Genomic DNA, 25,589 nt, shown 5'->3' with positions numbered 1-25,589 from the left:
GCGGCTAGCGGCATGCTCGACGCGGAGGTGGGCGGATGGCGGTGTCCTCGGGTGGCACGGACGTCGACGTGGTCGTCGTCGGCGGCGGGATCGGCGGGCTGGGCAGCGCCCTCGCGCTCGCCCGCGCCGGGCTGCAGGTGCGGGTGCTGGAGCAGGCGTCCGAGTTCGGGGAGGTCGGCGCGGGGCTGCAGATGGCACCCAACGCCACCAGGATCCTGCGCTCGTGGGAACTGCTCGACCAGGTCGTCGCCCACGGCGTGCTCCCCCGGCGGCTCGTCCTGCGCGATGCCCTCGACGGACAGGAGCTGACCCACCTGGACGTTGCCGACCTGGAGCGCCGCTACGGGGCCCCGTACGTGGTGATTCACCGCAGCGACCTGCATTCGATCCTGCTGGAGGCGTGCCGCGTCGCGGGGGTGGACCTGGTGACCGAGGCCGCGGTCACCGACATCGAGATCGACGACGAGCAGGCCACGACCGTGTCGGGCGAGCGACGGGACACCGGCCGGCTCGTGCTGGCCGCCGACGGGCTGAACTCCCGGCTGCGCCGGCTGCTCAGCGACGACGAGCCGGTGAGCTCCGCCTACGTCGCCTACCGGGGAACGCTGCCGGTGGACGCGCTGCCCGACACGAGCGCACACACCCTCGACGACGTCGTCGTCTACATCGGGCCGACACGCCACTTCGTGCAGTACCCCCTGCGTCGTGGCGAGATCCTCAACCAGGTGGCGGTGTTCCGCTCACCACGCGCACTCGCCGGCGAGCCCGACTGGGGCACCCCCGACGAGCTGGACGCGGCGTTCGCCGGCTCCTGCGAGGCCATCCGCGCCGCCCTGCCCGACCTGTGGCGCGATCGCTGGTGGCGGATGTATGACCGCGAGCCGATCAGCGGCTGGGTCGACCGCCGCTTCGCCCTCACCGGCGACGCCGCCCACCCGATGCTGCAGTACCTCGCCCAGGGCGCCTGCCAGGCCCTCGAGGACGCCGACTGCCTCGCCGGGCGGATCACCAAGCACGCCGGTGCCGGCACCTCCGACCGGAACGCCTGGGACGCCGCGCTCACCGACTACGCAGACCTGCGCACCGCCCGCACAGCCCAGGTCCAGCGGGTCGCTCGCACCTGGGGCGAGCTGTGGCACTGCGACGGGCTCTTCCGATCCGTGCGCAACGCCTACCTGAGCGATCGCGACCCCACCGACTACCGGCACGTGGACTGGCTGTATCACACCTGATATCCCGCCCGGCCGGAAAAGCCCGATCGACCGACCTGAACGCTTTCCTCCGGTATTCCAGCGATCCTCCGGTGGTGATTTGTCGAACGTTTAGCTTTCCTGCCGCCCTGGTACGGTTGGCGCAGCGGATGTCGCGCAGGATCACAGGAAATCCGCGGTCGAACAGGGGATCCTCATGGAAATCACCCAAGGGCTGCTGCGCGCAGTGCAACAGGGCCCCGACGCACCCGCCACCGTCTTCATGGGACGGACGCGGACCTGGGCCGAGTCCGCCGAACGGATCGCCCGGTTGGCCGGTGCCCTGCGCGGGCTCGGCGTGCAGCCCGGCGACCGCGTGGCGATTCTCTCGGCCAATTCGGACATCTACCACGAGTTCATGCTCGCGGCGTGCTGGATCGGCGCGGCATTCGTTCCCGTGAACACCCGGTGGTCCGTTGCGGAGATCGCGTTCTCGCTGGAGGATTCCGGCACCGCGGTGTTGCTCGTCGACGAGAACTTCGCCTCGTCGATTTTCGATCTCCGCACGCAGGCTCCGGTTCTGAAGCACGTCCTGTTCGACGGCGACGATTCGGGCCCGGACGACGCATCCTCCGTGGAGGAGCTCATCGCCGGCAGCGAGCCCGTGGCGGAGGTCCATCGCGGTGGTGACGCCCTGGCCGCCATCTTCTACACGGGCGGCACCACCGGCGTGCCCAAGGGCGTGATGCTCAGCCATGACAACCTGATCGTCTCGGCGCTCGGATCGATGGCCTCCGGCCACTGGACCCGTCCCGGGGCCATTTACCTGCACACCGCTCCGATGTTCCACGCCGCGGACATCTCCGGATGGGTCGCCGTGAACCTCGCCGGCGGCACCCATGTGTTCACACCCCGCTTCGATGCCGGGGCGGTGGCGCGGATGATCGAAGAGCACCGCATCACCGACACGATCCTCGTGCCCACGATGATCCAGATGCTGGTCGACTCACCCGAGGCCGCCCACGCCGACATGTCGAGCCTGCAGCGCCTGCTGTACGGGGGCTCCCCGATGTCGGAGGCGCTGATCGAACGGACCATCGCCCGGCTGCCCGGCACCCGTCTCACGCAGGCGTACGCGATGACCGAGATGTCCCCGGTGATCACACTGCTCGGGCCCGAGGAGCATCACGATCCGCTCCTGCGGCGCTCGGGAGGGCGTGCAGCCCCGCACGTCGAGATGCGGATCGTCGACGAGGACGACAACGACGTGCCGCCCGGCACCGCAGGCCAGATCGTCGCCCGTGGTGGCGGCCGGATGCTCGGCTACTGGAACCGGCCGAAGGAGACCGCCGAGGCGCTGGCGAACGGCTGGATGCACACCGGCGATGCCGGATACCTCGACGACGACGGCTACCTCTTCGTGGTCGACCGGGTCAAGGACATGATCATCTCCGGCGGCGAGAACGTGTACTCGACCGAGGTGGAGAACACGCTGGCCACCCACTCCGGCGTCGGGATGTGCGCGGTCATCGGCGTCCCGGATCCGCGGTGGGGGGAACGCGTGCACGCCGTGGTGCTGCCGGCAGGCGGCGTCCGGGCCACCGAGGAGGAGCTGCGCAGGCACGTGCGGGAACGCATCGCCGGCTACAAGGTTCCGCGCAGTTTCGAGTTCGTCGACTCCATGCCGATGTCGGGCGCCGGCAAGATCCTCAAGCGTCAGCTGCGGGACCGGCACTGGAACCACCAGAAGCGGCACGTCTCCTGACGGTCCCCGACAGCTTCGCGAACCTCGCACCAGGGTCGCGACGCGAACGTGCGTCGCGGAGCACATGGACACACTTACGCAAGCCGCAAGATCGCCGCGAGATCCGTCGATCTGCCCCCGCCAGGGCGTACAAGCGGATCTCGGAACGATCAACGCCTCAAGATCGCCGCGAGAAGTGGCCACGCGCCCTCGGGAAGGCGGAAACACAGATCTCGGAACGCGGGCGCTCGCGTCCGCGGGCGACGGGCAACGGGCAACGTCCCGACCGTCGGATCGGTCCGCGACGGGGCGACCACCAACCAACCACCAGCAGATGGGCGACCCGGTCAAGGCCGCGAAGGTGATCGCCGACGTCGCCGAGGCGGCCGAGCAGCCCATGCGCCTGCAGATCGGCGCCGACTGCGTCGCGCGCGTCGAGGAGCAGCTCTCCCACATCCGAGCTCGACGCCTGGCGCACCGTCGCGGTCTCCATTGCCTTCGACGAGGCACGTGCCTGACGGGAGCGGTCTATGTTGCCCGCCGTAGACCGCAGTGACCAGCAAAGTCTACAGTCGTATAGGTGACTCTCGACGCGATCGACGACGATCAGGACCGACCGCGCGCACACCGGCGCGACGGCGCCGCCACCCGCGAGGCCATCCTGCGGTCCGCGGTGAGCGCCTTCACGCGCTCCGGTTACGACGGGGCCGGCCTCCGGGAGATCGCGGGGTCCGCCGGCGTGACGGCGATGATGGTCAACCGCTACTTCGGCACCAAGGAGCAACTCTTCGCCGAAGCGGTGGATATCGCTTTCGCGCCGCGGACGATCCTCGTCGAGGACGGGCCCGGCCTGGCACACGGAGCCGCCACCGAACTCGTCGCCAGGACCGCTCCCGAGGCCGAGCATCTCGACCCGTTCCTCCTGATGCTGCGGTCGGCGCCCAATCCGCGGGCGGCGGAGATCATCCGCGCCGGCATCGAGCGGCACGTCGGCAGCCGGGTCGAGGCACAGCTCACCGGCGCCGCGGCAGGCGAGCGCTCCGAACTGCTGCTCTCGCTGATCGCGGGCATCTGGCTGATGCGCAAGGTCATCGGGACCCCCGCGCTCGCCGCGGCCGAACCGGGCGCGCTCACCGCGGAGATCAAGGAGCTGTTCCGTCTCCTGACGGGCGAGATCCGGCCGAACCGATGAATCGCGCGGTACGGCGATGATCGACCGATTCAAAGAATCATCGCGTGTGACGAAATCGCGCTCACTCCCTGCTCATCATATGGCTACTCTCGAATGAACTGACGTCGCGTAACGCGAGAGGGGTAGTTTTGAGCGTCCTTGACGGCATTTTGGAAGGCGTTCGGGAGGACCTTGCCGGGCGGCAGCAGGAGGTGTCGCTCGACGAGCTGAAGGCTCGCGTACTGGACAGCGCGCCCGACCCGCTGGACCCGATGCCCGCATTCCGTTCCTCGAAGGTCTCCATCATCGCCGAGGTGAAGCGCAGCAGCCCGAGCAAGGGTGCGCTCGCCGACATCCCGGACCCGGCGTCGCTGGCGGGTGAGTACGCCGCAGGTGGTGCGTCGGCGATCAGCGTGCTGACCGAACGACGGCGGTTCGGTGGCTCGCTCGAGGACCTGGCGGCGGTGCGCGCCGCCGTGGACGTCCCGGTGCTGCGCAAGGACTTCATCGTCACCCCGTACCAGCTCTGGGAGGCCCGGGCCTGGGGCGCCGACCTGGCGTTGCTCATGGTCGTCTCGCTGCCGGGCGGTCTCCTGGAGGACCTGCTGGGCCTGGCGCGCGAGCTTCGGCTGACGCCGCTGGTCGAGGTGCACACCGAGGAGGAGCTCGAGCGGGCTGCGCAGGTCGGCGCCGACCTCATCGGGATCAACGCCCGCGACCTCACCACGCTTTCCGTGGACCGCGGTGTGTTCGCCAAGCTGGTGCCCCAGGTGCCCGACGGGGCCGTCCGCGTGGCCGAGTCGGGCGTCGCGGAGGCGGCCGACGTCGCGGAGTACCGCCGCTGGGGTGCCGACGTCGTGCTGGTCGGGGAGGCGCTGGTGCGCTCCGGTGACCCGCGTTCCGCTGTCGGCGAATTCATCAGTGCCGCCGGCTGACCCGACGTCACCGAACGCGGAATCGTCGCACGCGGCTGAGGACGTGATCCTCGGCGTCGACATCGGCACCACCTCGGTCAAGGTCGCCGCGTTCGGACCGGACGGCACGCTGCTGCGCCGGCACCGGACCGGCTGCGTCACCGCACGGCCCCGGCCGGGGTGGGCCGAGCAGGATCCGCTCGGCTGGTGGCGCGGCTGCGTCGACGGCATCGGCGCGGTGGTGTCCGCGCTCCCGGCCGGGTCGACGGTGCGGTCAATCGGATTGGTCGGCCAGGTCAACACCCACGTCTTCGTCGACGAGCACCTGCAGCCGCTCTCCCCCGCCATCATCTGGCAGGACCAGCGCGGCAGTGAGATCGCCGCGGAGATCGACGCACGGTTCGCACCGCCGGTGAAGGTCCGGCTCTGGGGCGCGCCGATCACCCTCGACGCCTCCTTCACCGCGTCCCGGGCGCTCTGGTACTCCCGCAACGCACCGCGGGAGTGGGCCCGCACGCGGTGGATCCTGAGCCCGAAGGACTTCGTCGCGGCGAAGCTCACCGGTGCGATCCGGACCGACGGCCGGGCAGCCGTCCGCCTGGCCGACCGCAGCGGCACGCGTTACCTGCCGCAGGCGGTCGACCTCGTCGACGGGCTGGCCGAGCGGCTGCCGCCGATCGCCGAGTCGACCGCCCCGCTCGGGCCCGTGACGGATCCGCAGCTGGGGATCGGGTCCGCGGTCGTCGTGGTCGGCACTATGGACACCTTCGGCGACATCGTCGGCACCGCGACCACACAGGCCGGCCGGGCCATGATCACGATCGGTACCTCGCTGGTGGCCGCCGGCGCCTCGGCACGGGCCGTCCCCACGCGCGGCATCGCCACGTTCCCGCCACGCGCCGGGCTGTACATACACGCAGGCCCCACGCAGGCAGCCGGTGACTCGCTGCGCTGGTGGAGCCAGGCCTGCGGCCTGGACATCGACACGGTGCTGGCACAGGCGGCCGGCGCGGCCGCGGGCTCCGCCGGCGTGGTCTTCACGCCGCATCTGATGGGCGAACGGGCACCGCTGTGGGACGCCAGCGTCCGCGGGAGCTTCCTCGGGCTCAGCTCTGCCACCACGAGGGACGAGATGTCACGCGCGGTCCTCGAAGGCGTCGCGATGTCGGCCCGCCACGTGTTCGGCGGCGTCGAGGAGGCGTGTGGCCTGCCCTTGTCCCGGGTCGTGCTCTCGGGCGGCGGAGCACGCAGCGACCTGTGGGCCCAGATCCACGCGGACGTACTCGGCCGTCCCGTCCAGCGGCTGCGCGTGCACGACAGCGCGGTGCTGGGCGCCGCACTCCTCGGCGCCGTGGGGGCCGGTATCCACCCGGACGTCGAGACGGCGGCGGACAGGGTCGTGGAGGCCGATCGGGTCTTCACGCCGATGCCCGCGAACGCCCGGCGCCTCGACTCGCTGTACGAGGTCTACACGGCCTCCCACCGGGCGCTCGCCGAGATCCACTCCGCGCTCGACGTCTGGCGCACGGCGGTCGGCTGACGCAGCCCCAACCGCACGTTGAGGCACACTGGAACACATGGCGCAAGGGGTGGCAGAGGAGCAGGAGGACGTCCATCCCGACGAGGTCGATGCCGTGATGGCGGCCACCCGTGTCCTGGTCGCGCTCAGCGCGCGATCGGTCGCCGGCCTCGACGGGCAGATCACGCTCCCCCAGTTCCGGGTGCTCGTGATGGTGGCCAGCACCGGGCCGGTGAACCTCGGTGCCGTGGCTCGTGCGCTCGGCGTGCATCCCTCGAACGCCACGCGCGCCTGCGACCGGCTGGTCGCCGCCGGGCTGCTGGATCGACGCGACGACCCGGGGGACCGTCGCAACCTCACGCTCGATCTCACCTCGGCCGGCCGCGCCCTCGTGCGGCGGGTCATGGACGACCGGCGGGCCGCGATCGCCGAGATCCTCGCTCGTATGCCGGATGAGCAGCGCCGGACACTCGCCCCCGTGCTGGAGTCGTTCGCCGCGGCAGGCGGCGAGGTACCGGCGACCGACGTCTGGGCGCTCGGGTGGACGACCTCCACTGCTTAGGGCGGGGTGCTCGACAGCCCCGCCCGCAGTGAGGCCGAGTTGTTCCGCGCGCCCCTATCGCGAGGCGTCCCGACCGGCGCCACCTGCAACCACCTCACGGGAGCGGCGGCTCCGCAGGCCGAGTGAGCGTTCCCGGTGGTGTTCCTCGGCGAAGTCGCGCAGCCGGCCGTCCAGGAGCTGTTCGACGGTGACCAGGCCGAGGAGGCGGCCGGGGTCGTCCCGAGCGACCACGGGCGCCGCACTGACGGCCTTCTGCGCGAACAGCGAGGCGACCTCGCGCAACGTGTCGTCGGCGTGCACGACCACCGGCGTGCCGATCATCACGTCTCCGGTCGTGTGCACGCCGGCGACCGGGGTGACCAGTGACTGCCGCGGCGCCACCCCCACGAGCCGCCCCCCGTCGTCGAGTATCGGGAACAGCCGCTGCAGCGGAGCCCGCGCTGCCACCGGCTGGTCGCCCGACGCGCGGCGGGGCACCACGGCAGCGAGCGCCGCAGTGGCGAGCGGCAGCGAATCCTCGCGGCGCAACGTCGCCGGGGACGCGTGCATCACCTCGTCGATGAACAGCACCGCCAGCGGATCCACGTCGTACTCGCGGGACAGGTGGAAGCCACGGCGGGCGATCCGCTCCGTCAGCACCGAGCGGCGCAGGATCAGCGCCGACACCGCATAGGCCGACACCGAGGCGATCAGCAGTGGCAGCAGCGCGGGCCAGTCCCGGGTGAGTTCGAGCGCGAACACCACCCCGGTCAGCGGGCAGCGCATCACCCCGCCGACGACCGCGGCCAGCCCGACCACCGACCAGAACCCCGGCCCGACGGCCGGGAAGAGGTGACCCTCCAGTGCACCGATCGCCCCGCCGATCATGAAGATCGGCGCGAGCACGCCACCGGACGTGCCCGAGCCGAGCGACAGCCCCCAGATCAGCGCCTTCACAATGAGGATCCCGACGATGAGCGACAGCGTCGCCCGGCCGGTCAACAGCTCGTCGATCACGTCGTAGCCGACGCCGAGCGCCCGGGGCTCGATCAGCCCGCCGATCCCGATCACGAGGCCACCGATCGCGGGCCACCACATCCAGTGGATCGGCAGCCGCATGAACCCGTCCTCGGACAGGTACACCAGCGCGGTCAGCGCCACGGCCAGCAGCCCGCCGATCACCCCGGCGCCGACGCAGAGCAGGTCGGTCAGCGGGGTCGGGGCCGTCGTCAGGGCGTCGACCGGGAAGATCGGACCGCCTCCGAGCAAAGGCGCGCGCACGACGGTCGCCACCGCCACGGCCGCCACGACAGGAACGAAGCTGCGAGGCCGCCATTCGAACAGCAGCAGCTCCACCGCCAGGAGGACCGAGGCCATCGGGGCGTTGAACGTGGCCGCCATGCCGGCGGCCGCGCCCCCGACCATCAACGCCTTGCGCTCGTCGGCGGTGAGGTGCAGGTGCTGGGCGAGGATCGAGCCGAGCGCCCCTCCGGTCATGATGATCGGACCCTCGGCGCCGAACGGGCCGCCGGTGCCGATGCTCACCGCGGCCGACACGGGCTTGAGCACCGCGACCCGCGGCTCCACCCGGCTGCGCCGCATGACGATGGCCTCGATCGCCTCCGGCATGCCGTGCCCACGGATCTTCTCGGAGCCGTAGCGCGCCATGAGACCGACCACGAGACCGCCGACGACGGGCGCGGCGAGGATCAGGATCGCCGGGTGCGCCGCGGCTCCCGGAGCTACAAGGGTGGTCTCCACCCGCTGGTAGAAGACCACGTTCGTGATCAGCCCGATCAGCATCTGGAGCACCCACGCCGCCACCGCGCCGATCGCGCCGATGGGAAGGGCCAGCGCAGCGGTCACCAGCACCCGGCGGTTCAGCGTGAAGTCACCGAGATGGGTCGCTCTCCCCCGGACGACCGTCGGTAGGTCACGCCGGGCTCCGGCTTCGTGCTCCATACCGGCCATGGTCTGCGATTTCGTCGCAGTACCGCAACGATTGCGTTAGGCCAATCACTTCGTCCGGGCCGACCGGATGAGCACGGCATCGCGCATACCGTCGTGATCGGCAGAAAATGGATGAACAGGGCGATTTATCCATTACGGATTTCAGTGCAGCAGCAGCTTCAAGCACATGGTGACGACGCCGAGAACGCCGCTGGCCGCGGCCCACCCGAGCGCACCGACGCTGCTCGCTCCTGCCCGCCGGGCCGCGAGATGCCCGAGTGCGACGAGCAGCACCGTCGATGTCGCGAGTGAGGCGTACACCGCGAGTTCGAGCGAGTCGGTGAACAGTTCGACCACGATCAGGACCACCAGGGGCAGGTAGGCAGCCTCGACCATCGGCCAGCCCGCACGCAGCTCACGCCCGATGGCCGCACGGGTGGCCCGCCACCCCTCCTGCCGCCCGCGCACACCGGCGGCGAGCAGGTGCGCGTACCGCTCGGCCACCCAGTAGACGAACAGGGTGACCAGGACCGCCACCAGGATGTCGCCGAGCGTGCCGTGCAGGCTCGCCGCCATCATCACGGCCGCACCGACGACGGTGCCGTGGATGGCGTAGGCGAGCTCGTGCTCGTCGGACCACCGGTTCCGGTGCAGCGCCGCGGCCCGCACGATCCAGGCCGCGATGGGCGAGCGTGCCCGCAGGTCGTCACGACCTCCCGATGCCTCGCCCATCAACCCTCCTTCGTCCGCGGCCCACCGTGACCGGCCGGCGCGCGGCGCCGCATCGCCCGCGGCGGATGAGCCCCCGCGCCCGCGCCCGCCCTGCACGGACGGGCGAATCACGTCTCGACACCTGCCGCCTGGCGCCTCACGAGCCAGAACGACCTTGCCCGGCCGGTACCATCCGCCCGGTGGATCAGCTGAGCGGGCGGCGCCATCACACGGACCCAGTGCTGCACGCCGTGCCGATCGGGGTCGTCGCGCTCGACGAGTCGGGGCTCGTCCGCGAGGTCAACCCGGCGGCGGCGGCGCTGCTCGGAAGGTCCGTGCCCGAGCTACTCGGGGCCGACCTCCACGCCGTCATGCACGAGGCCGGAGGCCACGAGGTCCCCAGCTGTCCCTTCCGGCCCGCCAGCACCGCCCTCGACTCGGCGGACGAGCAGATCCTCCGTCCGGACGGCACCACCGTCGACGTCCGCTGCCGGATCGAGCCCTTGGTCGAGGACGGGATGATCACCGGTTCGGTCGTCGCGATCGATCCCGTCGCCGAGTCCGCGGTACCGCGCGGCGACGGGTCCCGCGACCGTTTCCTCGCCTGCCTCGAACGCGCGCTCCAGCCGCTGGAGGATCCCGACGAGATCATGGCGACGGTCGCGCGGCTCCTCGGCGAGCACATGGAGGTCGACCGCAGCGTCTACGCCGAGGCCGAGCCCGACGAGAACCACTTCACGATCACCGGTAGCTACGCCAGGGGGCTGCCCGAGCTGACGGGCCGGATGGCCATGTCGGACTTCAGCGCCGACGCGCTGCGGTGCATGCGGGCGGGCGTCCCGTACGTGCTGGCCGACGCGGAGACCGATCCGCGGGTGCTGCCCGAGCAGCGCCAGACCTACCACCGCGGCGGTTTCACCGCGGTGATCTGGGTGCCGTTGCAGAAAGCCGGCCGTTTCGTCGCCGCGATGGCCGTGCAGCATCGGACGCCGCGGTTGTGGTCGGACTCCGAGATCGACCTGCTCACCACGGTCGTCGGCCGGTGCTGGGAGTCGCTGCAGCGCGCGCACGCCCTCGGCGCGGTGCGCGAGAGCGAGGAGCACTTCCGGCTGATCGTCGAGCGGGCGGGCGACGCGATCTGGCTCACCGACGACACCCTGCACTTCATCGACGTCAACGAAGCCGCCTGCGCGCTGCTCGGCCACTCCCGGGAGGAGCTGCTCACCCTCGGCGCGGCGGACGTCGTCCGTCCCGAGGACGTCCCGCGGCTCGACGCCCTCGTCGCCAAGCTGCACGCCGGCGCCTCCGTCACCGAGGTGTGGGAGATGCGCCGCAAGGACGGCTGCACGGTGCCCGTGGAGCTGAGCATGCGCTCGGCGACGGACGGGCGGCTGCAGGCGATCGGGCGCGACATCACGGAGCGGCGCAGCGCCGAGGCGGAGCGCGAGCGGCTGCTGCGGCGCGAGCAGGAGACCAACCGCCAGTTGCAGTTGCTGCAGCGAGCCACCGCCGCCCTCTCCGCCGCGGCCACGCCTGCGCAGGTCGGGGCCGCTGTCGTCGAGCAGCTCAGCCAGCTGGTGGGCGGGCGTTCGGTGGCCGCATGGAAGGTGCGCGGAGCCGGCGACCTCGAAGCGCTCGCCGTGGCGGGCTGGCCGCCGGAGCTCGTCCGGAGGTGGAGCGAGCCGGGCACCGACGCCGCCGGTCCGGTGATCGACGCCGCCACCGGCGGCAGGCCGCTCTGGCTGGACGGGGACGCCGCATGGGCGGGCCACGACCCCGGCCTGCGGCAGGAGCTGGGACGGTTCGGCTTCGACGCACTGGCCTGTCTGCCGCTGTCCACCGCGGGGCACTGTCTCGGTCTCGTGACCCTCGCCCTCCCGCCCGGACGCGTGCTGGGCGCCATCGAGCGGGCCACCGCCGAGTCCCTGGCCGAACAATGCGCCCAAGCCCTGTACCGCGCAGGCCTGCTGCACGCCGAACGGGTGGCCCGGCGGGCCGCCGAGGAGCTGAGCTCCATCGTGGCTGCGCTCTCGGGGGCCACCAGGCCCGCCGAGGTGGCCGACGTGGTGCTCGACCACGCGGTCGGGCTCGGCGCCGAGTCGGCGGTCCTCGTCCTGCACGAGGGGGCGCATCTGGTGCCGATCGCCGGGCGCGGGCCTGAGGCGATCGCATCGGCCGCGGTGGCACTGGACGCCCCTGACGCACTCGCCACGGTCGTCCGCACGGGCGTGGCGGAGTGGAGCGGCAGCCCGATCGCCGTTCCCTTGGTGTTGTCGGACCGGACGATCGGGGCCGTCGGGCTGTGGCTCCCCTCGAAGGACGGCGCCGTCCCCGAACTGCCCGCCGAGCAGCGCGGCGCCGTGCTCACCGTCGCCGGACAGTGCGCACAGGCGCTCGACCGGGCCCGCCTGCACCAGGCGGAGCACGAGGTCGCCGACGTGCTGCAGCGCAGCCTGCTCCCCCGTGAGCTGCCCGCGCTGGCCCGGCTGGCCGCCGCGGCGCAGTACATGCCCGCCGCCGAGCACTCCCTCTCCGGCGGCGACTGGTACGACATGCTTCCGATCGACGGCACCCGTGTCGCGCTGGTCGTCGGCGACGTCGTGGGCCACGGCCCGGCCGCGGCGGCCGTCATGGGTCAGCTGCGCAGCGCGCTCGCCACGCAACTGCTCGACGGGCACTCCCCCGCTGCCGCGCTCGAACGGCTCGACCGGTTCGCCGACCGGGTCCCGGGCTCGGCCGGCAGCACCTGCGCCTGCCTCACGTTCGACTGGGCCACCGGAGAGCTGCGCTGGGCACTGGCCGGGCATCCACCCGTCCTGCTCGTCGACGACGCGGGCGCGCGGTTCCTCGACACCGGCGCCAGCGCGGTGCTCGGCGTCCGCGGGCGCCCGCCCTACCGGGAGCGGAGCGCCATGGTGGCGCCCGGCGCGTCGGTGATCCTCTACACCGACGGGCTCGTCGAACGCCGTGACGAGGTGGTCGACGCCGGGCTCGATCGGCTGCAGCAGGCCGCCGAACGCCTCGCCGACCACGGACCGGACGAGCTGGCACGGGGGCTGGTCGAGGCCGTGCTGGGTGAGGAGGGCCCGGCCGACGACGTCGCACTGCTCGTGGTGCGAGCCGTTCCGGCACCGCTGCACAGGCGGCTGACGGCCACGGCCGCCAGCATGAGCCCGCTCCGCCGCTCGGTGAGCGAGTGGGCGGCCACGGCCGGGCTCCCCGAGGAGACCACCGAGGATCTCGAGCTCGCGGTCGGCGAGGCGGGCGCCAACGCCGCGGAGCACGCCTACCCGGAGGGCGGCGGCCACTTCGAGTACACCGTGGCCCGCGCCGACGACGGCGCTGTCGAGGTGCACGTGGACGACCAGGGCCGCTGGCGGCCGGTCCCGGCCGACAACGGCCACCGCGGGCACGGCCTGCGGGTCATCGACGGACTCGTCGAGGAGTTCGTGATCGACCGCGGAAACAGCGGCACCCGCGTGAGCTTCCGGTTGCCCGCCCCGCCGCCGTCGGCCGCACCCGGTCCGCTCCGGCACCCGGCGTACTCCACTGCCCGGGCTCCCGAGCCGGCGAGCGTCGAGGAGCGGCACGGCCCGGACGGGGAGCGCGTGCTCGCCGTTCTCGGCGATGTCGACCTGGCCGGCCGGGGAACGGTCGGGGAGGCCCTGTTCGAGGCCGCCAGGCTCGCGGGCCCGCTCGTCCTCGACCTCACCGGCGTCGGGTACCTCAGCAGCGCGGGTGTCGCCGTGCTCGCCGAGGCGAGCGCGATCGCCGGTGACGGGCTCTCGATCGTCGTGGCTTCCGGATCGGCGCCCGCCCGGGTGCTGGAACTCACCGGCCTCGCTGACGCACTGCCCGTGGTCACGGCGGCGCCGACCGCTCCGTGAGCCGCGTCAGCCGGTGCCCAGGATCAGGCGGCCGCAGCGGTCGCCGATCATCATCGACGGCGCGTTCGTGTTGCCCGAGGTGATGGCCGGCATGATCGCTGCGCTCGCCAGGCGCAGGCCCGTGACACCGCGCACGCGCAGCTGCGGATCGACCACCGCGAGGGCGTCCGTGCCCATGCGGCAGGTGCCGACAGCGTGGTAGTTGGACTCGGAGTACGTCCGCATCGCGGCGACCACCTGCTGCTTCGTCCTGAGGTCCGCCGGCGGCACGGCACCGTCGTCGACCACCCGATCGCGCAGTGCCTTCGCGTTCATCAGCTCACGCGCCAGCTCGTAGCCCTCCAGCGCCGTATCGAAGTCCTCGGACGTCTGCAGGAAGTTGGGCTGGATGATCGGCGGCATCCGTGGATCAGCCGATCGGAGCCGGACGTAGCCGCGGCTCGTGGGGTGCAGGTTCATCACGCCGATCGGCAGTGACTCGGCCGGATACGGGACGTGCGCCGTGCGCGTGTAGTAGACCTGGAACTGGAACCGGGGTGCGCCCGGCACTCTGCCTCTGCCGGTGAACACGTTGACGTCCATCGCCGTGACGTGGCTGGGTGGCTCGGGGGTGCGGAGCCTCTTCGAGACCACGGAGATCAGGTGGTCGTGCAGGTTCTGCCCGACACCCGGCAGATCCTCGACGACCGCGATGCCGAGCGGCTCCAGATCGGCCGCCGCGCCGATGCCGGAGAGCTGCAGCAGGCGCGCCGTGTTGATCGACCCCGCACTGACGATCACTTCCCGGTTCGCGGTGACGGCGATCTCGTGGCCGCCCGCGTCGATGAGCACACGGTCGATCGCCTTCCCGCGGTCGAACGCGAGGCGCGTGACGAGCGCGTCCGTCATCACCGTCAGACGCGGATCGGTCAGATACGGCGTCAGGAACGTGCTGAACGCGTCCTGCCGGATCCCGTTCACCACGTTGAGCTGCGTGAAGGCGACCCCGAACTGGCTCTTGCCGTTGTAGTCCGCATTGAACGGATAACCGGCGTCGACGGCCGCTTCCACGACGACGTGGGACAGGGCGTTCCGCCGCGTCAGCTCACTCGACGGCCGGATCGGCCCGGTCAATGCCGCGAGCGACGGGAGCACACTGCGGTAATCCCAGCCCGGGCAGCCGCCTGCGGCCCAGCCGTCGTAGTCGGCGGGGTTGCCGCGCACCCAGACCATCCCGTTGACCGAGCTGCTGCCGCCCTCCAGCCTGCCGCACGCGAACGACTGCCGCCTGCCCAGCAGCGCACGCTGCGGCTCCGACTCGAACGGCCAGTCGGTCGTGGCGCCCGGCGCCGTCAGGCTCTCCGACCTCGTGAAGTCCCGCACGTCGGGCCGGTTGTTGGAGCCGCCCGCCTCGATCAGCAGGACGCTGGCCCGCGAGTCCGCGAGAAGCCGCGCGGCCAGTGTGCAGCCCGCCGAGCCCGCACCGACGATGACGTAGTCGTACGCGAGCGGGCGGTTCGAACCAGCGGGAATGTGAGAACCGATACCGAACGCCCCTGCCGAGACACCGAACAGCTTGAGCAGATTGCGCCGGGTCATCGGTCCTGCATTCAGCCGGGGAATGAAATCGCGGGTATCGCGGAGGCTTGTCCGAACCGTACTGGGCATCATGTCCTTCGCACGAGAGCGCTGCCCCGAGCCTAAGCCCGGGGCAGCAGGATAACGCACGACCCTCGGTCGAGGACTGTCTCGATTTTTGGTGTTCTCGTGCTCCGATTCGCGCTATTCGGGATTCCTGCCGGAATTGCGCCCCTCGGGCGACCGTCCCGATCAGCGGTCCAGCCAGGTGGTGGCGAAGAACATGTCACGGGTCAGGTACCGCACGACTCCCTTCACCTCGGGCTTCGCGATCGTCGAGAGATAGCCGCGGCTGGTGTAGGCCATCGAGATGTCCTGGTTGGTCACCAGCTGCACCTGCTGGTAGAGGCGCGTGCGCTCGGCGTCGTCGGTGGTGGCGGCGGCCCTGTCGAGCAGTGCGTCCACCTCGGGGTTCGTGTAGCCGCCGTAGTTCTGGTTGCCACCGGTCCGCAGGACGTTCTGCGCCGCCGGGTACGGCGAGTCCACCGGCCCGCCGACGGTGCCGGCCAGCTGGAAGTCACGGCTCTGCACAACGCTCGAGGAGTACTGGGCCAGGTCGAAGAACTGCGGCTGCACGGTGATGCCGATGGCGGCCATCTGCGCCTGCAGGAACTCGGCGAACGCCATGCGGTTGGGGGCGTTGGTCGTCTTGTAGACCACCGTCGTGCTCCCGCCCTCGGCCACGTACTCGGCCACGAGCTGCTTCGCGCGTTCGGGGTCGTAGGACGGGTACGCGGCGGCCGCCTCCGGCGTCTGGTACTCGCTGTTGTCGCCGAAGTATCCGTGCGCCGGTTCCATCCGCCCGCGGTACTGGGTGGCCGCGAGCGCCTGGGTGTCGATCCCGCGCACCAGGGCCTCACGCATGCGGTGGTCGTTGAACGGCGGCTTCTCGTGGTTGAAGTAGAGCCACTCCGCGCCGTGCCCGGATCCGTAGTAGACGGTCAGGTTCGGGTTCTCCGACCCGCGCAGCAGCTCGGTGTGGTAGCCGCCGAAGATCAGGTCGACGTCCCCGTTCTCCAGTGACGCGTACCGGCTCTCGGTGTCGGGCAGCGGCCGGAACTGCAGCCCGTCCAGGTAGGGCATGCCCTCCTGCCAGTAGTTCGGGTTGCGCGTCAGCTCCATCCGGGAGTCGCGCGTCCAGTTCCCGAGGACGAACGGACCGGCGCCGACAGGGTTGTTCGCGATCTGATCGCCGTACTTCTGCAGCGCGGCAGGCGAGATGATCTGGCCGAGGCTCCCGGTCGTGAAGCTGCCCGCGAACGCCGTCGGGAACAGTCCGAACGGCGACTTCAGCCGGAACTCCACGGTGAGCGGGTCGACGGCGGTCATCGACTCGATCGGCTGCGTGAACCGGTGTCCCGGGGACGACGCCTTGTCGATGTGCCGCTGCACGTTGACGATCACGGCCTGCGCGTCCAGCGGCGTGCCGTCGGAGAAGGTCACGCCCTCCCGCAGGCCCATCCGCCAGGTCTGCCCGCCGTCGGTGCTGTCCATCGACTTCGCCATGTACGGCTCGGCCGAGCCGTCGGGCTTGAGCTTCATCAGCGAGTCGTAGACCGCGAGAGCCGCCTGGTTGGTGTTCTGCACCGTCGGGTCGAACCCGACGACCTCGCGGTCGGTGCCCATGATCAGCACCCCGCCACGCTTCGGGGTCCCCTCCATGGCGGGGTCACCCCCGTACGGGTTGACGGTGCGGATCCCGCCTGAGGCGGCCGCCGTGTCGGCTCCCGGCGCGGCACCGCACGCAGCGAGTACCAGTGCGGACAGCGCCGCCGCGAGCGCCGCCAGCAGACGGGTGCGGGGTCGGCGGGTCTCGGTGGTGGTCACACGATCTCCTCGTCGAGCTCGTCGGCCGGATCGATGTCGTTGCCCGAGACCGTCGCCGCGTCAGGCTCGGGCGGTGTGATCACCGTTCCTGGGGGTGGGTCGCCAGCGGTTGCACGGTGATCTCGAGCCACGGCCACATCGGGAGCGTCGTGAGCGCGTCGTGCAACACGGTGGCGTCGTCGGCGGTGAAGAGCCCGACCCAGTCGGTCCGTCCGGGCACCCGCCACAGCCGCTGCAGCATCCCCTCGGTGCGCCACCGGCCCGCGACGGCACGCTCGAGCGTTCGCATCTCGGCGCGGCGCTCGGCGGGGAAGTCGCGCGGCAGGTTGTTGCGGGCGTGTACGAGGAACTCCATCACGCTCCTCCCGCAGGAGCCGACCACACTGCCGGGTACCGGCCGATCTGTACGCGCGTCACAAGAACTCCTCGGGGAACGGCGGCCACAGGGACCGCGGAACTCACGCTAGGGCGGGTGGCAGCCGCGCCGAACCGTGCCGATGACCTCATCCGTCCGGCCGGCGGTCCCGGGCGGCGTACGTCGGATGTCCCGGTCCAGGCACGACGAGAACGATCATCGCTGCTGCGCGATCAGCTCGTCCAGCCACCGCACGAGCACCGCGAGCGCCTCCGCGGAGTTGCGCTCGAACATCACGGCGTGCCCGTTTCCGGGTACGCCGTGGTCGGCGAGGCGCACCCACTCCGCTCGGCAGCCCGCGGCGCGGAGGAACTCCGCGACGTCGCCTGCGAAGGCGTCGAACGGCGAGGCGCCTGCCGAGAACACGCCGATCGGGACGCGGGCGAGGCCAGGAAGCCGGTGGGACCCCACGGCGAGTTCGGACGGATCGGCGGCGGGCGGGTCGAAGGCCGGCGGCGCCGCCGTGAGGCCCCAGGGCAGCAGCGACCCACCGTCCGGGAGCCTCAGGAACGGCGGCCCGATCGGTTCCAGCGCGAGCAGCGCGACCACCAGGTCGGGACGCGCGTCGGCGGCCAGCCACCCGCCGGGCGCACCCGCGGAGTGCGTGACGAGCACCGCGGGCCCGACGCGTTCGAGCAGCTGCACGAGACGGTCGGCGTCGAGCCGATGGGCGGCCGCCATGTCGGCGGGCATCGGTCCGGTCGGGGCGAGTACCTGGTCGAACAGCGGGTCGTCGAGATCCCGGCTGCCCGGCCACTGCGTGTGCGGGCTCGCGTGGGAGTCCGGAGCGAAGATCTCCTTCGCCCGCTCGTAGGAGAACGGCGGGCCCATCGCCCCGAGCACGTCGGGGTGATAGGGCGAGCGGCCGTGGCCGGGCCGGTCCACGACGTAAACGACGTGGCCGCTGCGAACCAGCATGGTCGACCAGCCGCTGCGCCCGTCGGGGGTGCCCATCCAGTCGGTGCCCTGGCCGCCACCGCCGTGCACCAGCACCAGCGGGTACGGCCTGGTCACGTGCTCCGGCGCCTCCCAGGCGACGAACATCGGCCCGCGCGGCACGAGGCCCGCCGGGTGTCGCACCCGCTCCGTTCCCACCCAGAAGAACCCGCGCCGGGACGTGACGAGCTCGCCGTCCGGCGCCGCCGCCACCCGGCCCGAGCCCGCCGACGTGGTGCTCATCGCTGGGCCTCGCTGGGCTCGGCCGGCCCATCAGAAGACGTCACCGTGCGCAGGCGCTGTGACATCGATTCGCTCACAAGCTCGCTCACCGCTCGCTCCTTCTCAGGTCGCCTCGACCCCGAGGTGCAGCTGGGCGAGCCTGCGGAACATCAGGTCGCGGAAGCCGGTGTTGCGGTGGCTCGCGATCATCGCCATGTCACGGTAGAGCCGCTCGAAGCGCTGGCCCGCGTTCATCGCGCTCGATCCGACGTTGCGGAACAGCTGCTGGTCGACCGCCTCCCATACCTGCACGATCGCCTCGCGCGCGATGACCCCGAGCCGCTGCTCCTCCTCCTCGCCGTAGGGCTTGCCGCCCGCAGCGGTGCGCTCGCACAGCTCCATGTGCTCCTCCGCGCAGCGCAGCACCGCGGCCTCGGCCGTCGCGAGCTTTCCGAGCGCTCCGCCGTACCAGCGCTGGTGGTCGGGGTCGGTCAGCCGGGGCACCATCGGGGGCATGCTGGTCTTGCGCGTGCGCATCTGGTGCTCGAACTCGTCGAGCGCGTTGTAGCCCGCCCCGATCATCTGGGCGGCCACCGACATCGTGAACGGCGCGAGCGCCCGCCCGGTGTACATCGGGTTGCCGTGCAGGGCGAGGCCGGGCGTTCCGCCGGAGACGTCGACGCTGATCATGTTCGTGTTCTCGAGCACGAACTCCGCCGGGATCCGGGCGTCCTCCAGCCGGATGCTGTGTGACCCGCTGCCGCGCAGCCCCATGCTGGAGCCCCAGTCGTCGAGCATGGTCCACTCGCTGCGCGGCGCGACGTAGAGCAGCATCCGCTCGGCCGCCTCCGCAGGCGGCAGTCCCGCGATGAGTGCCTGCCCCATGAAGTGCGTGGAGTACGGGATCCCCGAGCAGTAGCGGACGGTTCCGTCGAGGCGCCACCCCGACTCCAGCCGCACGGCCGTGGCGTCGGGCGCCGCCACCGACGCGCACCGGAAGTCACCGTCACCGAAGACGGCCTCCTGCGCCGCCTGCGGGAAGTACGAGGCGATCTGCACGGCGTGGCTGGAGGCCAGCGCCCAGCACCACGCCGTGGAGACGCACCCGCGGGCCATCTCGATCTGCAGCCGGGTGAAGGTGATGTAGTCGCATTCCAGGCCGCCGTAGCGCCGTGGCTGCATCACGCGGTAGAGCCCGGCCTCCAGGAAGGCCTCGTGCATCTCCTGCGAGTAGTACGTGCGTTCCTCGACCTCGGCCTGCGCGGCGACCAGCGCGGGACGCAGCTCGACGACGCGTTGGATCAGCGCCGCCGGCGTCGGGTCGACACCGGTGGGCGGGGTGAGAGCGGTGGTGCTGGACATGGTGCTCCTCTGCGATCAGGAGGCCCGCGTGGCGGCGTCGAGCGGGAAGTGGCAGGCGACCTGGTGGTCGGAGGTGTGCTCGCGCAACGCCGGCTCCTCCTCGGCGCACCGCGCCTGGGCCAGCGGGCAGCGCGTGCGGAACCGGCACCCGCTGGGCGGGTTGAGCGGTGAGGGCGCCTCCCCCTCCAGCGGACGGGGACGGCGGGCGCGGCCGGTCTCGGGGTCGAGGCCGGGGATCGAGTCGAGGAGCGCCGCCGTGTAGGGGTGCAGCGGTCGTCGGTACAGCTCGTCCGCCGGCCCGACCTCGGCGAGCTGCCCGAGGTGCATCACCGCCACCCGGTCGCTCACCTGCTTGACCAGCGCCAGGTCGTGGGAGATGAACAGGTAGGAGAGTCCCAGCTCGGTGCGCAGCCGCTCGAACAGGTTGAGCACCTGAGCCTGGATCAGCACGTCGAGCGACGACACAGCTTCGTCGCAGATCACCAGGGCCGGGTGCAACGCGATGGCCCGGGCGATCGCCACGCGCTGGCATTGCCCGCCCGACAGCTCGTGCGGGCGCCGCTTCCCGTACACCGACGGGTCGAGCCCGACCATGTCGAGCAGCTCCCGGACCCGGGCCTCCCGCTGCGCGGACCCTCGCACGCCGTAGCCGACGAGGGGCTCCTCGACCAGATCCGTCACCCGCCACCGCGGGTTCAGCGAGCCGAACGGGTCCTGGAAGACCATCTGCATGTGCCGGCGGGCCTCCACCAGGTCACGGCGGCGCAGCCGCATCAGGTCGGTCCCGCGGAAATGCACCTCCCCGGACTGGGGGCGCGGCGCCTGGATGACCGACCGGGCGAGCGTGGACTTGCCGGAGCCGGTCTCCCCCACGACGCCGAGCGTCTCGCCTGCCCGCACCTCGAACGACACGTCCGACACGGCGTGCACGACGCCGCCCTTGATCCCCCCGGCGCCGCGCACCGGGAACTGCTGCACGATTCCGCGGGCCCGCAGCAGGGGCTCGCCCTGGGCCGGGCGCTCGTCGAGTGCGGTCACGACCGTTCTCCTCTCGGTGCGGGGTCGGGCACCGGGTGCCAGCACGCCCACCGATGGCCCGGCTCCTGCTCGGCGAACGGCGGGTTCTCGCCGCACTGCTCGTCCGAGTACTCGCAGCGCGGCGCGAACGGGCAGCCGGCCGGGAGCGCCGACAGGTCGGGCGGCTGGCCGGGCACCACCGGCAGCAGTGCGTGCGACTCCCGCTCCAGCAGCGGGATCGCTCCCAGCAGCGCGCGGGTGTAGGGCATCCGGACGTGCGAGAAGAGCGTCTCCGCCGAGGCGTGCTCGACGCCCCGCCCCGCGTACATCACGAGGACGTCCTGGGCATAGCTCGCGGCCAGACCGAGGTCGTGGCTGATCATGATCACTGCCATGCCGAGCCGGTGCTGCAGCTCGACGAGCAGCTCCATGATCTGCGCCTGCGTGGTCACGTCGAGCGCCGTGGTCGCCTCGTCGGCGATGAGCAGCCGGGGTTCGCCCGCGAGCGCGATCGCGATCATCACCCGCTGCCGCATGCCACCCGAGAGCTGGTGCGGGTACTCGGCGAACCGCTGTTCCGGCACCGGCAGTCGCACCAGCGACAGCAGCTCGACGGCCCGCCGCCGGGCGGCGTGGCGGTCCATGTCGGAATGCGCCCGCACCGCCTCGACGACCTGCGTGCCGATCCGCATCGTCGGGTTGAGCGAGCGGGCAGGGTCCTGGAACACCATCGCGATGTCGGCGCCCCGCCGGCGACGCATCTGCGCCTCCGGCATCCCGACGAGCTCGGTGCCGGCGAACCGCGCAGAGCCCGTGACGGCCGCGGTGGAGGGCAGCAGCCCCATGAGTGCGCGCGAGCTGACGCTCTTGCCGGACCCGGACTCCCCGATGATCGCGAGCATCCGGCCGGGCGCGAGCCGGTAGGACAGGCCGTTGACGGCGTGCACGTGGCGCCCGGCGCGGGAGAAGCGCACCCGCAGGTCCTGCACCTCCAGCAGCGGCTCACCGTCGGGCACGGGACCGGTACGGGACGGCCCCGCTCCGGGCCCCGCGGCGAGGACGTCGTCATCCGTGAGGCTCATCGGCCGCTCCATCGCGCGCGGAGGTTCTCACCGAGCAGGTTGAACGCCAGCACCGTGACGAACAGGACCGCCGAGGGCCAGACGACCAGCATCGGCGTGGCGGAGATGCTCTGCTGGCCCTGCGAGATCATGTTCCCCCAGCTCGGGGCGGGCGGCGGAATGCCCAGCCCGAGGAAGCTCAGCGCCCCCTCGATCACGATCACGATGCCCATCCCGAGCATCCCGAACGTGATCAGCTGCGGGGCGATGTTCGGGGCGACGTGCCGCAGCAGGATCCGCCATCCCGGCGTGCCGCAGAGCACTGCGGACGCCATGAACGGAAGCTCCCGCAGCCGCAGCGTCGCCGCCCGGGAGATCCGCGCGAACGCCGGGATGCTGAAGAACGCCAGCGCCAGGATCGTGTTGGTCTGGCTCGGGCCCAGGCTCTGCGCCACCGCGAGGGTGAGCACCAGCGACGGGAACGCGATCAGCACGTCCAGGACACGCATGATCACCGTGTCCACCACGCCGCCCACGAAGCCGGACAGGGCGCCGAGCGTGCCGCCGACCAGCAGCCCGAGCAGGTTCACCGCCACCGCCACGATCAGCGACGAGCGCCCCCCGGACAGGATCCGGGAGAGGATGTCGTTGCCGTTCGGGTCGGTGCCGAGCAGGTGCCCCGGCGAGAACGCCGGGAGGTAGGACTCCAGCACGCTGCCCCCTATCGGCGGCGGCATGGGCAGCACGAGTGGGCCCACGAAGCAGGCCAGCGCGGTCAGCGCGACGACCGCGGCCGGCAGCACCAACCCGAGCGAGCCCACCCAGCCCCGGGTCCGGGCGGCCGGGGTCTCCGCGTGTTCGACGAGCGCGGGCCCGGCGTCAACGACTGCCATAGCGGATCCTCGGGTCGAGTACGGCGTAGAGCAGGTCGGCCAGCAGGTTGGCCAGCACGGCCGCCACCGCGAACACCACCACGCACGCCTGCACGACGACGAAGTCGCGGGTGTTGATCGCCTGCAGCATCAGCTGCCCCATCCCCGGGAGGGCGAAGATCTGCTCGACGATCACCGTCCCGCCGATGAGGGTCCCCAGGTTCAGGCCGACCACGGTGATCAGCCCGAACGCCGAGTTGCGGAACGCATGGCGCACGAGCACCTGCCACGGCCCGATGCCCTTCGCCCGTGCCGTGGTGACGTAGTCCTCGCCCTGGAGCTGGTCGACGAGATCGCCGCGCAGGAACCGCGTGTAGAAGCAGTACAGGGGGAACGCGATGGCCGCCGCGGGCAGCGCCATGGACTGCAGGTTCGCCCCCAGTCCCTGCGACAGCGGCACGAACCCGATCGCCGGGAACACCGCCATCTGCACCGCGAAGATCAGCACGAGCAGCAGCGCCAGCACGTAGTTGGCCACCGAGAGCCCCGTGATGCTCACGACCATGCTGAGCCGGTCGAACAGCCGGTTGGGCCGGTACGCGGCCAGCAGGGCGGTGGGCACCGCGAGCCCCAGCGAGATGAGGAACGCCAGCGCTGCGAGCTCACCGCTGACGGCCAGCCGCTCGCCCAGCAGGCCGGTCACCGGCTGCCGGCTCACGAGGGACTGCCCGAGGTCCCCCGTGACCGCCCCGCCGAGCCAGTCCAGGTACCGCAGCACCGCGGGCCGGTCCAGGCCCAGCTCCAGCTCCAGCGCCCGCACCTGCTCCGGGGTGGCCTCCGGCCCGAGCAGCTGCTGCGCCGCGCTGCCCGGGATCAGGTTGAGCACCCAGAACGTCAGGATGCTGACCCCGAGCACGATCGGCACGGCCAGCAGCAGCCGCTTGCCCACCAGCCGCATCCCCGGCGAGGTGAGGAAGCCGGCGCCGGCGCGGTGCGGGCCGGCGCCCACGGATGCCGTCACTGCTGCTGCACCCGCCAGACCTCGTCCCAGATGATCCCGGCGTTGACGACGATCGGCGGGATCTTCGTGGTCAGACCGGGCCCGTACACGCCGGGGGTGGCGAGGTTCGCGGCCGCGAACGCCAGCCCGAACGGGGCGTACGCGTTGTCGCTGATGTACTTCCCGGCCTCGCTGTAGAGCCGCTGCCGCTCGGCGGGGTCGACCGTGGCCGCGGCCCCGTCGAGCAGCTGGTCGAGCTGCGGGTCGGCCACGCCGCTGAAGGGTGAGGTCGAGGCGAACCGGAAGCCCACTCCGACGCCGGACGCCGGGTCCCACGCTCCCGCGGTCTGCAGCATCGACTGCCACTGACCCGAGTTGAACTGCTGGACCAGCGTGGACAGCTCGTAGGTCTTGGTGTTGACGGTGATGCCCGCGGCCTGCCACTGGGTCTGCAGCGCCGTCATCACCTGCTGGGCCACGTAGCCGTTCAGCGTCCCGAGTTCCACGGTCAGGCCGCCGAGCTGGCTCACGAGCTGCTTGGCCTGCTCGGGGTCGTATGTCGGGTAACCGTCCACGGTCTCGGTGTGGAAGAGGCCGCCGGGCCCGGTGAACGACTGGCTCACGGGGTAGAGCCCCTGGAAGAGACCCTTGGCTATGGCCGCGAAGTCGGTGGCGCGGTAGATGGCCTCGCGGGCCCGCTGGTCGTTGAACGGGGCAGTCTTCGTGTTGAGCTGGATCACGTAGGGCGAGGTCGGGGGCTGGACCGTGACGGTCAGCCGCCCGCCGGACTGCGCTTGCTCCAGCAGTGGAGTGGTCCCGAGGCCCTCGTAGGCCTGCGCCTGCCCGGCGAGAAGCGCCTGGTAGGCGGGCTGGTCCCCGCCGATGGACTGGAAGGTCAGCTTGTCCAGGTAGGGCCGGTCTGGCTTGAAGTAGGTGGGGTTGCGCTGCAGCACCAGGAGTGAGCTGAGCTGGTTGGACACCACCGTGAACGGCCCGGCGCCCACCGGGGTGATCCGGAACTGCTCCTCGCCCATCTGCTGCAGCGCGGTGGGAGAGGCGATCCAGTTGGTGTTCGCCACCGGGAACGAGTTGATCACGGCGGCATAGGGGCGGGTGAACCTCAGCACGACGGTGCGTGCGTCCTCCGCGGTGATCCCGCCGTCGGCGAGCGGCCATGTCGGTTTGCACGAGCACGGCGAGGCCATGGCCCGCTGCAGGTTGAAGACCACGGCCTGAGCGTCCAACGGTGTGCCGTCACTGAAGCGGATGCCTTCGCGGAGTGTGATCCGGACCGTGCGTCCCTCGTCGAGCAGCTCGTAGCCCTCGGCCTGGTTCGGCACGACGCGCGGATCGGACCCGTCCTCGTTCGCCGTGAGGAGGAACAGACCGCCGTAGATGGCGCTCATCTGCGAGATGTTCGCGCCGCCCGTCGTGTTCGTCGCGGGGTCGAGCCCGGATGGCCAACCACCGGCGAAGGACGAGCTCTCGAGCACGGTGAGCTCGCCGCCGCGCTGCGGTGGCCCGGCCGGCGCGGCTGTGCCGCCCGCTGCCCCGCCTCCGCCCCCGCATGCCGCGATGACCAGGAGCGCGGCGAGAAGGAGGGACAAGTGGTGCAACTTCGGTCTCACAAGGA

General features: G+C 71.6%; 20 protein-coding genes. 8 read left to right on the top strand and 12 right to left on the bottom strand.

Going from position 1 to position 25,589, the window contains the following annotated elements:
* Nucleotides 1-35: 35 nt before the first annotated feature.
* From MMF94_RS01670 to MMF94_RS01640, 7 genes are all read left to right on the top strand, one after another.
* Nucleotides 36-1,232: an FAD-dependent monooxygenase gene (locus MMF94_RS01670; protein ID WP_241034575.1), complete on the top strand. Its 1,197-nt coding sequence runs from the start codon at nt 36-38 to the stop codon at nt 1,230-1,232.
* Between the two features lie 175 nt (nt 1,233-1,407).
* A complete protein-coding gene (locus MMF94_RS01665; protein WP_241034574.1) occupies nt 1,408-2,955 on the top strand; it encodes an acyl-CoA synthetase in 1,548 nt (515 codons plus the stop codon).
* Between the two features lie 313 nt (nt 2,956-3,268).
* A complete protein-coding gene (locus tag MMF94_RS01660; protein ID WP_241034573.1) occupies nt 3,269-3,490 on the top strand; it encodes a hypothetical protein in 222 nt (73 codons plus the stop codon).
* A gap of 24 nt (nt 3,491-3,514) precedes the next feature.
* Nucleotides 3,515-4,126 carry a TetR/AcrR family transcriptional regulator gene (locus MMF94_RS01655; protein ID WP_241034572.1) on the top strand — a complete coding sequence of 204 codons (612 nt, stop codon included), beginning with the start codon at nt 3,515-3,517 and terminating at the stop codon, nt 4,124-4,126.
* 128 nt (nt 4,127-4,254) lie between these two features.
* The gene (trpC, locus tag MMF94_RS01650; protein WP_241034571.1) at nt 4,255-5,040 is read left to right on the top strand and encodes an indole-3-glycerol phosphate synthase TrpC; all 786 of its coding nucleotides are present in this window, start codon (nt 4,255-4,257) and stop codon (nt 5,038-5,040) included.
* 43 nt (nt 5,041-5,083) lie between these two features.
* A complete protein-coding gene (locus MMF94_RS01645) occupies nt 5,084-6,559 on the top strand; it encodes a xylulokinase (RefSeq protein ID WP_241034570.1) in 1,476 nt (491 codons plus the stop codon).
* Nucleotides 6,560-6,596: 37 nt separating this feature from the next.
* Nucleotides 6,597-7,100, top strand: coding sequence for a MarR family winged helix-turn-helix transcriptional regulator (locus tag MMF94_RS01640; protein WP_241034569.1), 504 nt, complete (start codon nt 6,597-6,599; stop codon nt 7,098-7,100).
* A 54-nt stretch (nt 7,101-7,154) separates the two neighbouring features.
* Here the strand turns inward: MMF94_RS01640 and MMF94_RS01635 are convergent, their stop codons facing one another.
* Together MMF94_RS01635 and MMF94_RS01630 are read right to left on the bottom strand one after the other, a co-directional pair.
* Nucleotides 7,155-9,041, bottom strand: coding sequence for a chloride channel protein (locus MMF94_RS01635; protein ID WP_241034568.1), 1,887 nt, complete (start codon nt 9,039-9,041; stop codon nt 7,155-7,157).
* Between the two features lie 150 nt (nt 9,042-9,191).
* Nucleotides 9,192-9,761: a hypothetical protein gene (locus MMF94_RS01630; RefSeq protein WP_241034567.1), complete on the bottom strand. Its 570-nt coding sequence runs from the start codon at nt 9,759-9,761 to the stop codon at nt 9,192-9,194.
* A gap of 179 nt (nt 9,762-9,940) precedes the next feature.
* On the opposite strand from MMF94_RS01630, the gene MMF94_RS01625 reads away from it, so the two are divergent.
* A complete protein-coding gene (locus MMF94_RS01625; protein WP_241034566.1) occupies nt 9,941-13,627 on the top strand; it encodes a SpoIIE family protein phosphatase in 3,687 nt (1,228 codons plus the stop codon).
* Nucleotides 13,628-13,633: 6 nt separating this feature from the next.
* Here MMF94_RS01625 and MMF94_RS01620 read toward each other — a convergent pair whose 3' ends face one another.
* The 10 genes from MMF94_RS01620 to MMF94_RS01575 all read right to left on the bottom strand — a co-directional run bounded on the left by MMF94_RS01620 (nt 13,634) and on the right by MMF94_RS01575 (nt 25,584).
* On the bottom strand, nt 13,634-15,334 hold the full coding sequence (locus MMF94_RS01620; protein WP_241034565.1) for a GMC family oxidoreductase: 1,701 nt from the start codon (nt 15,332-15,334) through the stop codon (nt 13,634-13,636).
* 102 nt (nt 15,335-15,436) lie between these two features.
* The gene (locus tag MMF94_RS01615; RefSeq protein ID WP_241034564.1) at nt 15,437-17,071 is read right to left on the bottom strand and encodes an ABC transporter substrate-binding protein; all 1,635 of its coding nucleotides are present in this window, start codon (nt 17,069-17,071) and stop codon (nt 15,437-15,439) included.
* Nucleotides 17,072-17,150: 79 nt separating this feature from the next.
* Nucleotides 17,151-17,426, bottom strand: a complete 276-nt coding sequence (locus MMF94_RS01610) for a muconolactone Delta-isomerase family protein (RefSeq protein WP_241034563.1) — start codon at nt 17,424-17,426, stop codon at nt 17,151-17,153.
* A 216-nt stretch (nt 17,427-17,642) separates the two neighbouring features.
* Entirely contained in the window at nt 17,643-18,665 is a 1,023-nt protein-coding gene (locus MMF94_RS01605; protein WP_241034562.1) for an alpha/beta hydrolase, read from the bottom strand.
* A 102-nt stretch (nt 18,666-18,767) separates the two neighbouring features.
* Complete coding sequence (locus MMF94_RS01600; protein ID WP_241034561.1) at nt 18,768-20,006, bottom strand: acyl-CoA dehydrogenase family protein; 1,239 nt, start codon at nt 20,004-20,006, stop codon at nt 18,768-18,770.
* A gap of 15 nt (nt 20,007-20,021) precedes the next feature.
* Complete coding sequence (locus MMF94_RS01595) at nt 20,022-21,044, bottom strand: ABC transporter ATP-binding protein (RefSeq protein WP_241034560.1); 1,023 nt, start codon at nt 21,042-21,044, stop codon at nt 20,022-20,024.
* Entirely contained in the window at nt 21,041-22,105 is a 1,065-nt protein-coding gene (locus tag MMF94_RS01590) for an ABC transporter ATP-binding protein (RefSeq protein WP_241034559.1), read from the bottom strand. Before MMF94_RS01590 ends, MMF94_RS01595 begins: the two co-directional genes overlap by 4 nt.
* Entirely contained in the window at nt 22,102-22,977 is an 876-nt protein-coding gene (locus MMF94_RS01585; protein ID WP_241034558.1) for an ABC transporter permease, read from the bottom strand. The genes MMF94_RS01590 and MMF94_RS01585 overlap by 4 nt, the downstream gene beginning before the upstream one ends.
* Nucleotides 22,964-23,977, bottom strand: coding sequence for an ABC transporter permease (locus MMF94_RS01580; RefSeq protein ID WP_241034557.1), 1,014 nt, complete (start codon nt 23,975-23,977; stop codon nt 22,964-22,966). The genes MMF94_RS01585 and MMF94_RS01580 overlap by 14 nt, the downstream gene beginning before the upstream one ends.
* Nucleotides 23,974-25,584, bottom strand: a complete 1,611-nt coding sequence (locus MMF94_RS01575; protein ID WP_241034556.1) for an ABC transporter substrate-binding protein — start codon at nt 25,582-25,584, stop codon at nt 23,974-23,976. Before MMF94_RS01575 ends, MMF94_RS01580 begins: the two co-directional genes overlap by 4 nt.
* Nucleotides 25,585-25,589: the final 5 nt, after the last annotated feature.

This window comes from Pseudonocardia alaniniphila, assembly GCF_022524485.1.
GTDB classification, from domain to species: Bacteria; Actinomycetota; Actinomycetes; order Mycobacteriales; family Pseudonocardiaceae; genus Pseudonocardia; species Pseudonocardia alaniniphila.
The sequence above is the reverse complement of the archived record's forward strand: the minus strand, read 5'-3'. Positions and strand labels throughout refer to the sequence as shown.

What these genes read in the sequence shown, in the direction of transcription:
- MMF94_RS01605 (WP_241034562.1), bottom strand. Translation starts at nt 18,665, where the DNA reads ATGAGCACCACGTCGGCGGGCTCGGGCCGGGTGGCGGCGGCGCCGGAC.
- MMF94_RS01660 (WP_241034573.1), top strand. Translation starts at nt 3,269, where the DNA reads ATGGGCGACCCGGTCAAGGCCGCGAAGGTGATCGCCGACGTCGCCGAG.
- MMF94_RS01630 (WP_241034567.1), bottom strand. Translation starts at nt 9,761, where the DNA reads ATGGGCGAGGCATCGGGAGGTCGTGACGACCTGCGGGCACGCTCGCCC.
- MMF94_RS01590 (WP_241034559.1), bottom strand. Translation starts at nt 22,105, where the DNA reads ATGAGCCTCACGGATGACGACGTCCTCGCCGCGGGGCCCGGAGCGGGG.
- MMF94_RS01585 (WP_241034558.1), bottom strand. Translation starts at nt 22,977, where the DNA reads ATGGCAGTCGTTGACGCCGGGCCCGCGCTCGTCGAACACGCGGAGACC.
- MMF94_RS01600 (WP_241034561.1), bottom strand. Translation starts at nt 20,006, where the DNA reads ATGTCCAGCACCACCGCTCTCACCCCGCCCACCGGTGTCGACCCGACG.
- MMF94_RS01635 (WP_241034568.1), bottom strand. Translation starts at nt 9,041, where the DNA reads ATGGAGCACGAAGCCGGAGCCCGGCGTGACCTACCGACGGTCGTCCGG.
- MMF94_RS01640 (WP_241034569.1), top strand. Translation starts at nt 6,597, where the DNA reads ATGGCGCAAGGGGTGGCAGAGGAGCAGGAGGACGTCCATCCCGACGAG.
- MMF94_RS01610 (WP_241034563.1), bottom strand. Translation starts at nt 17,426, where the DNA reads ATGGAGTTCCTCGTACACGCCCGCAACAACCTGCCGCGCGACTTCCCC.
- MMF94_RS01670 (WP_241034575.1), top strand. Translation starts at nt 36, where the DNA reads ATGGCGGTGTCCTCGGGTGGCACGGACGTCGACGTGGTCGTCGTCGGC.
- MMF94_RS01665 (WP_241034574.1), top strand. Translation starts at nt 1,408, where the DNA reads ATGGAAATCACCCAAGGGCTGCTGCGCGCAGTGCAACAGGGCCCCGAC.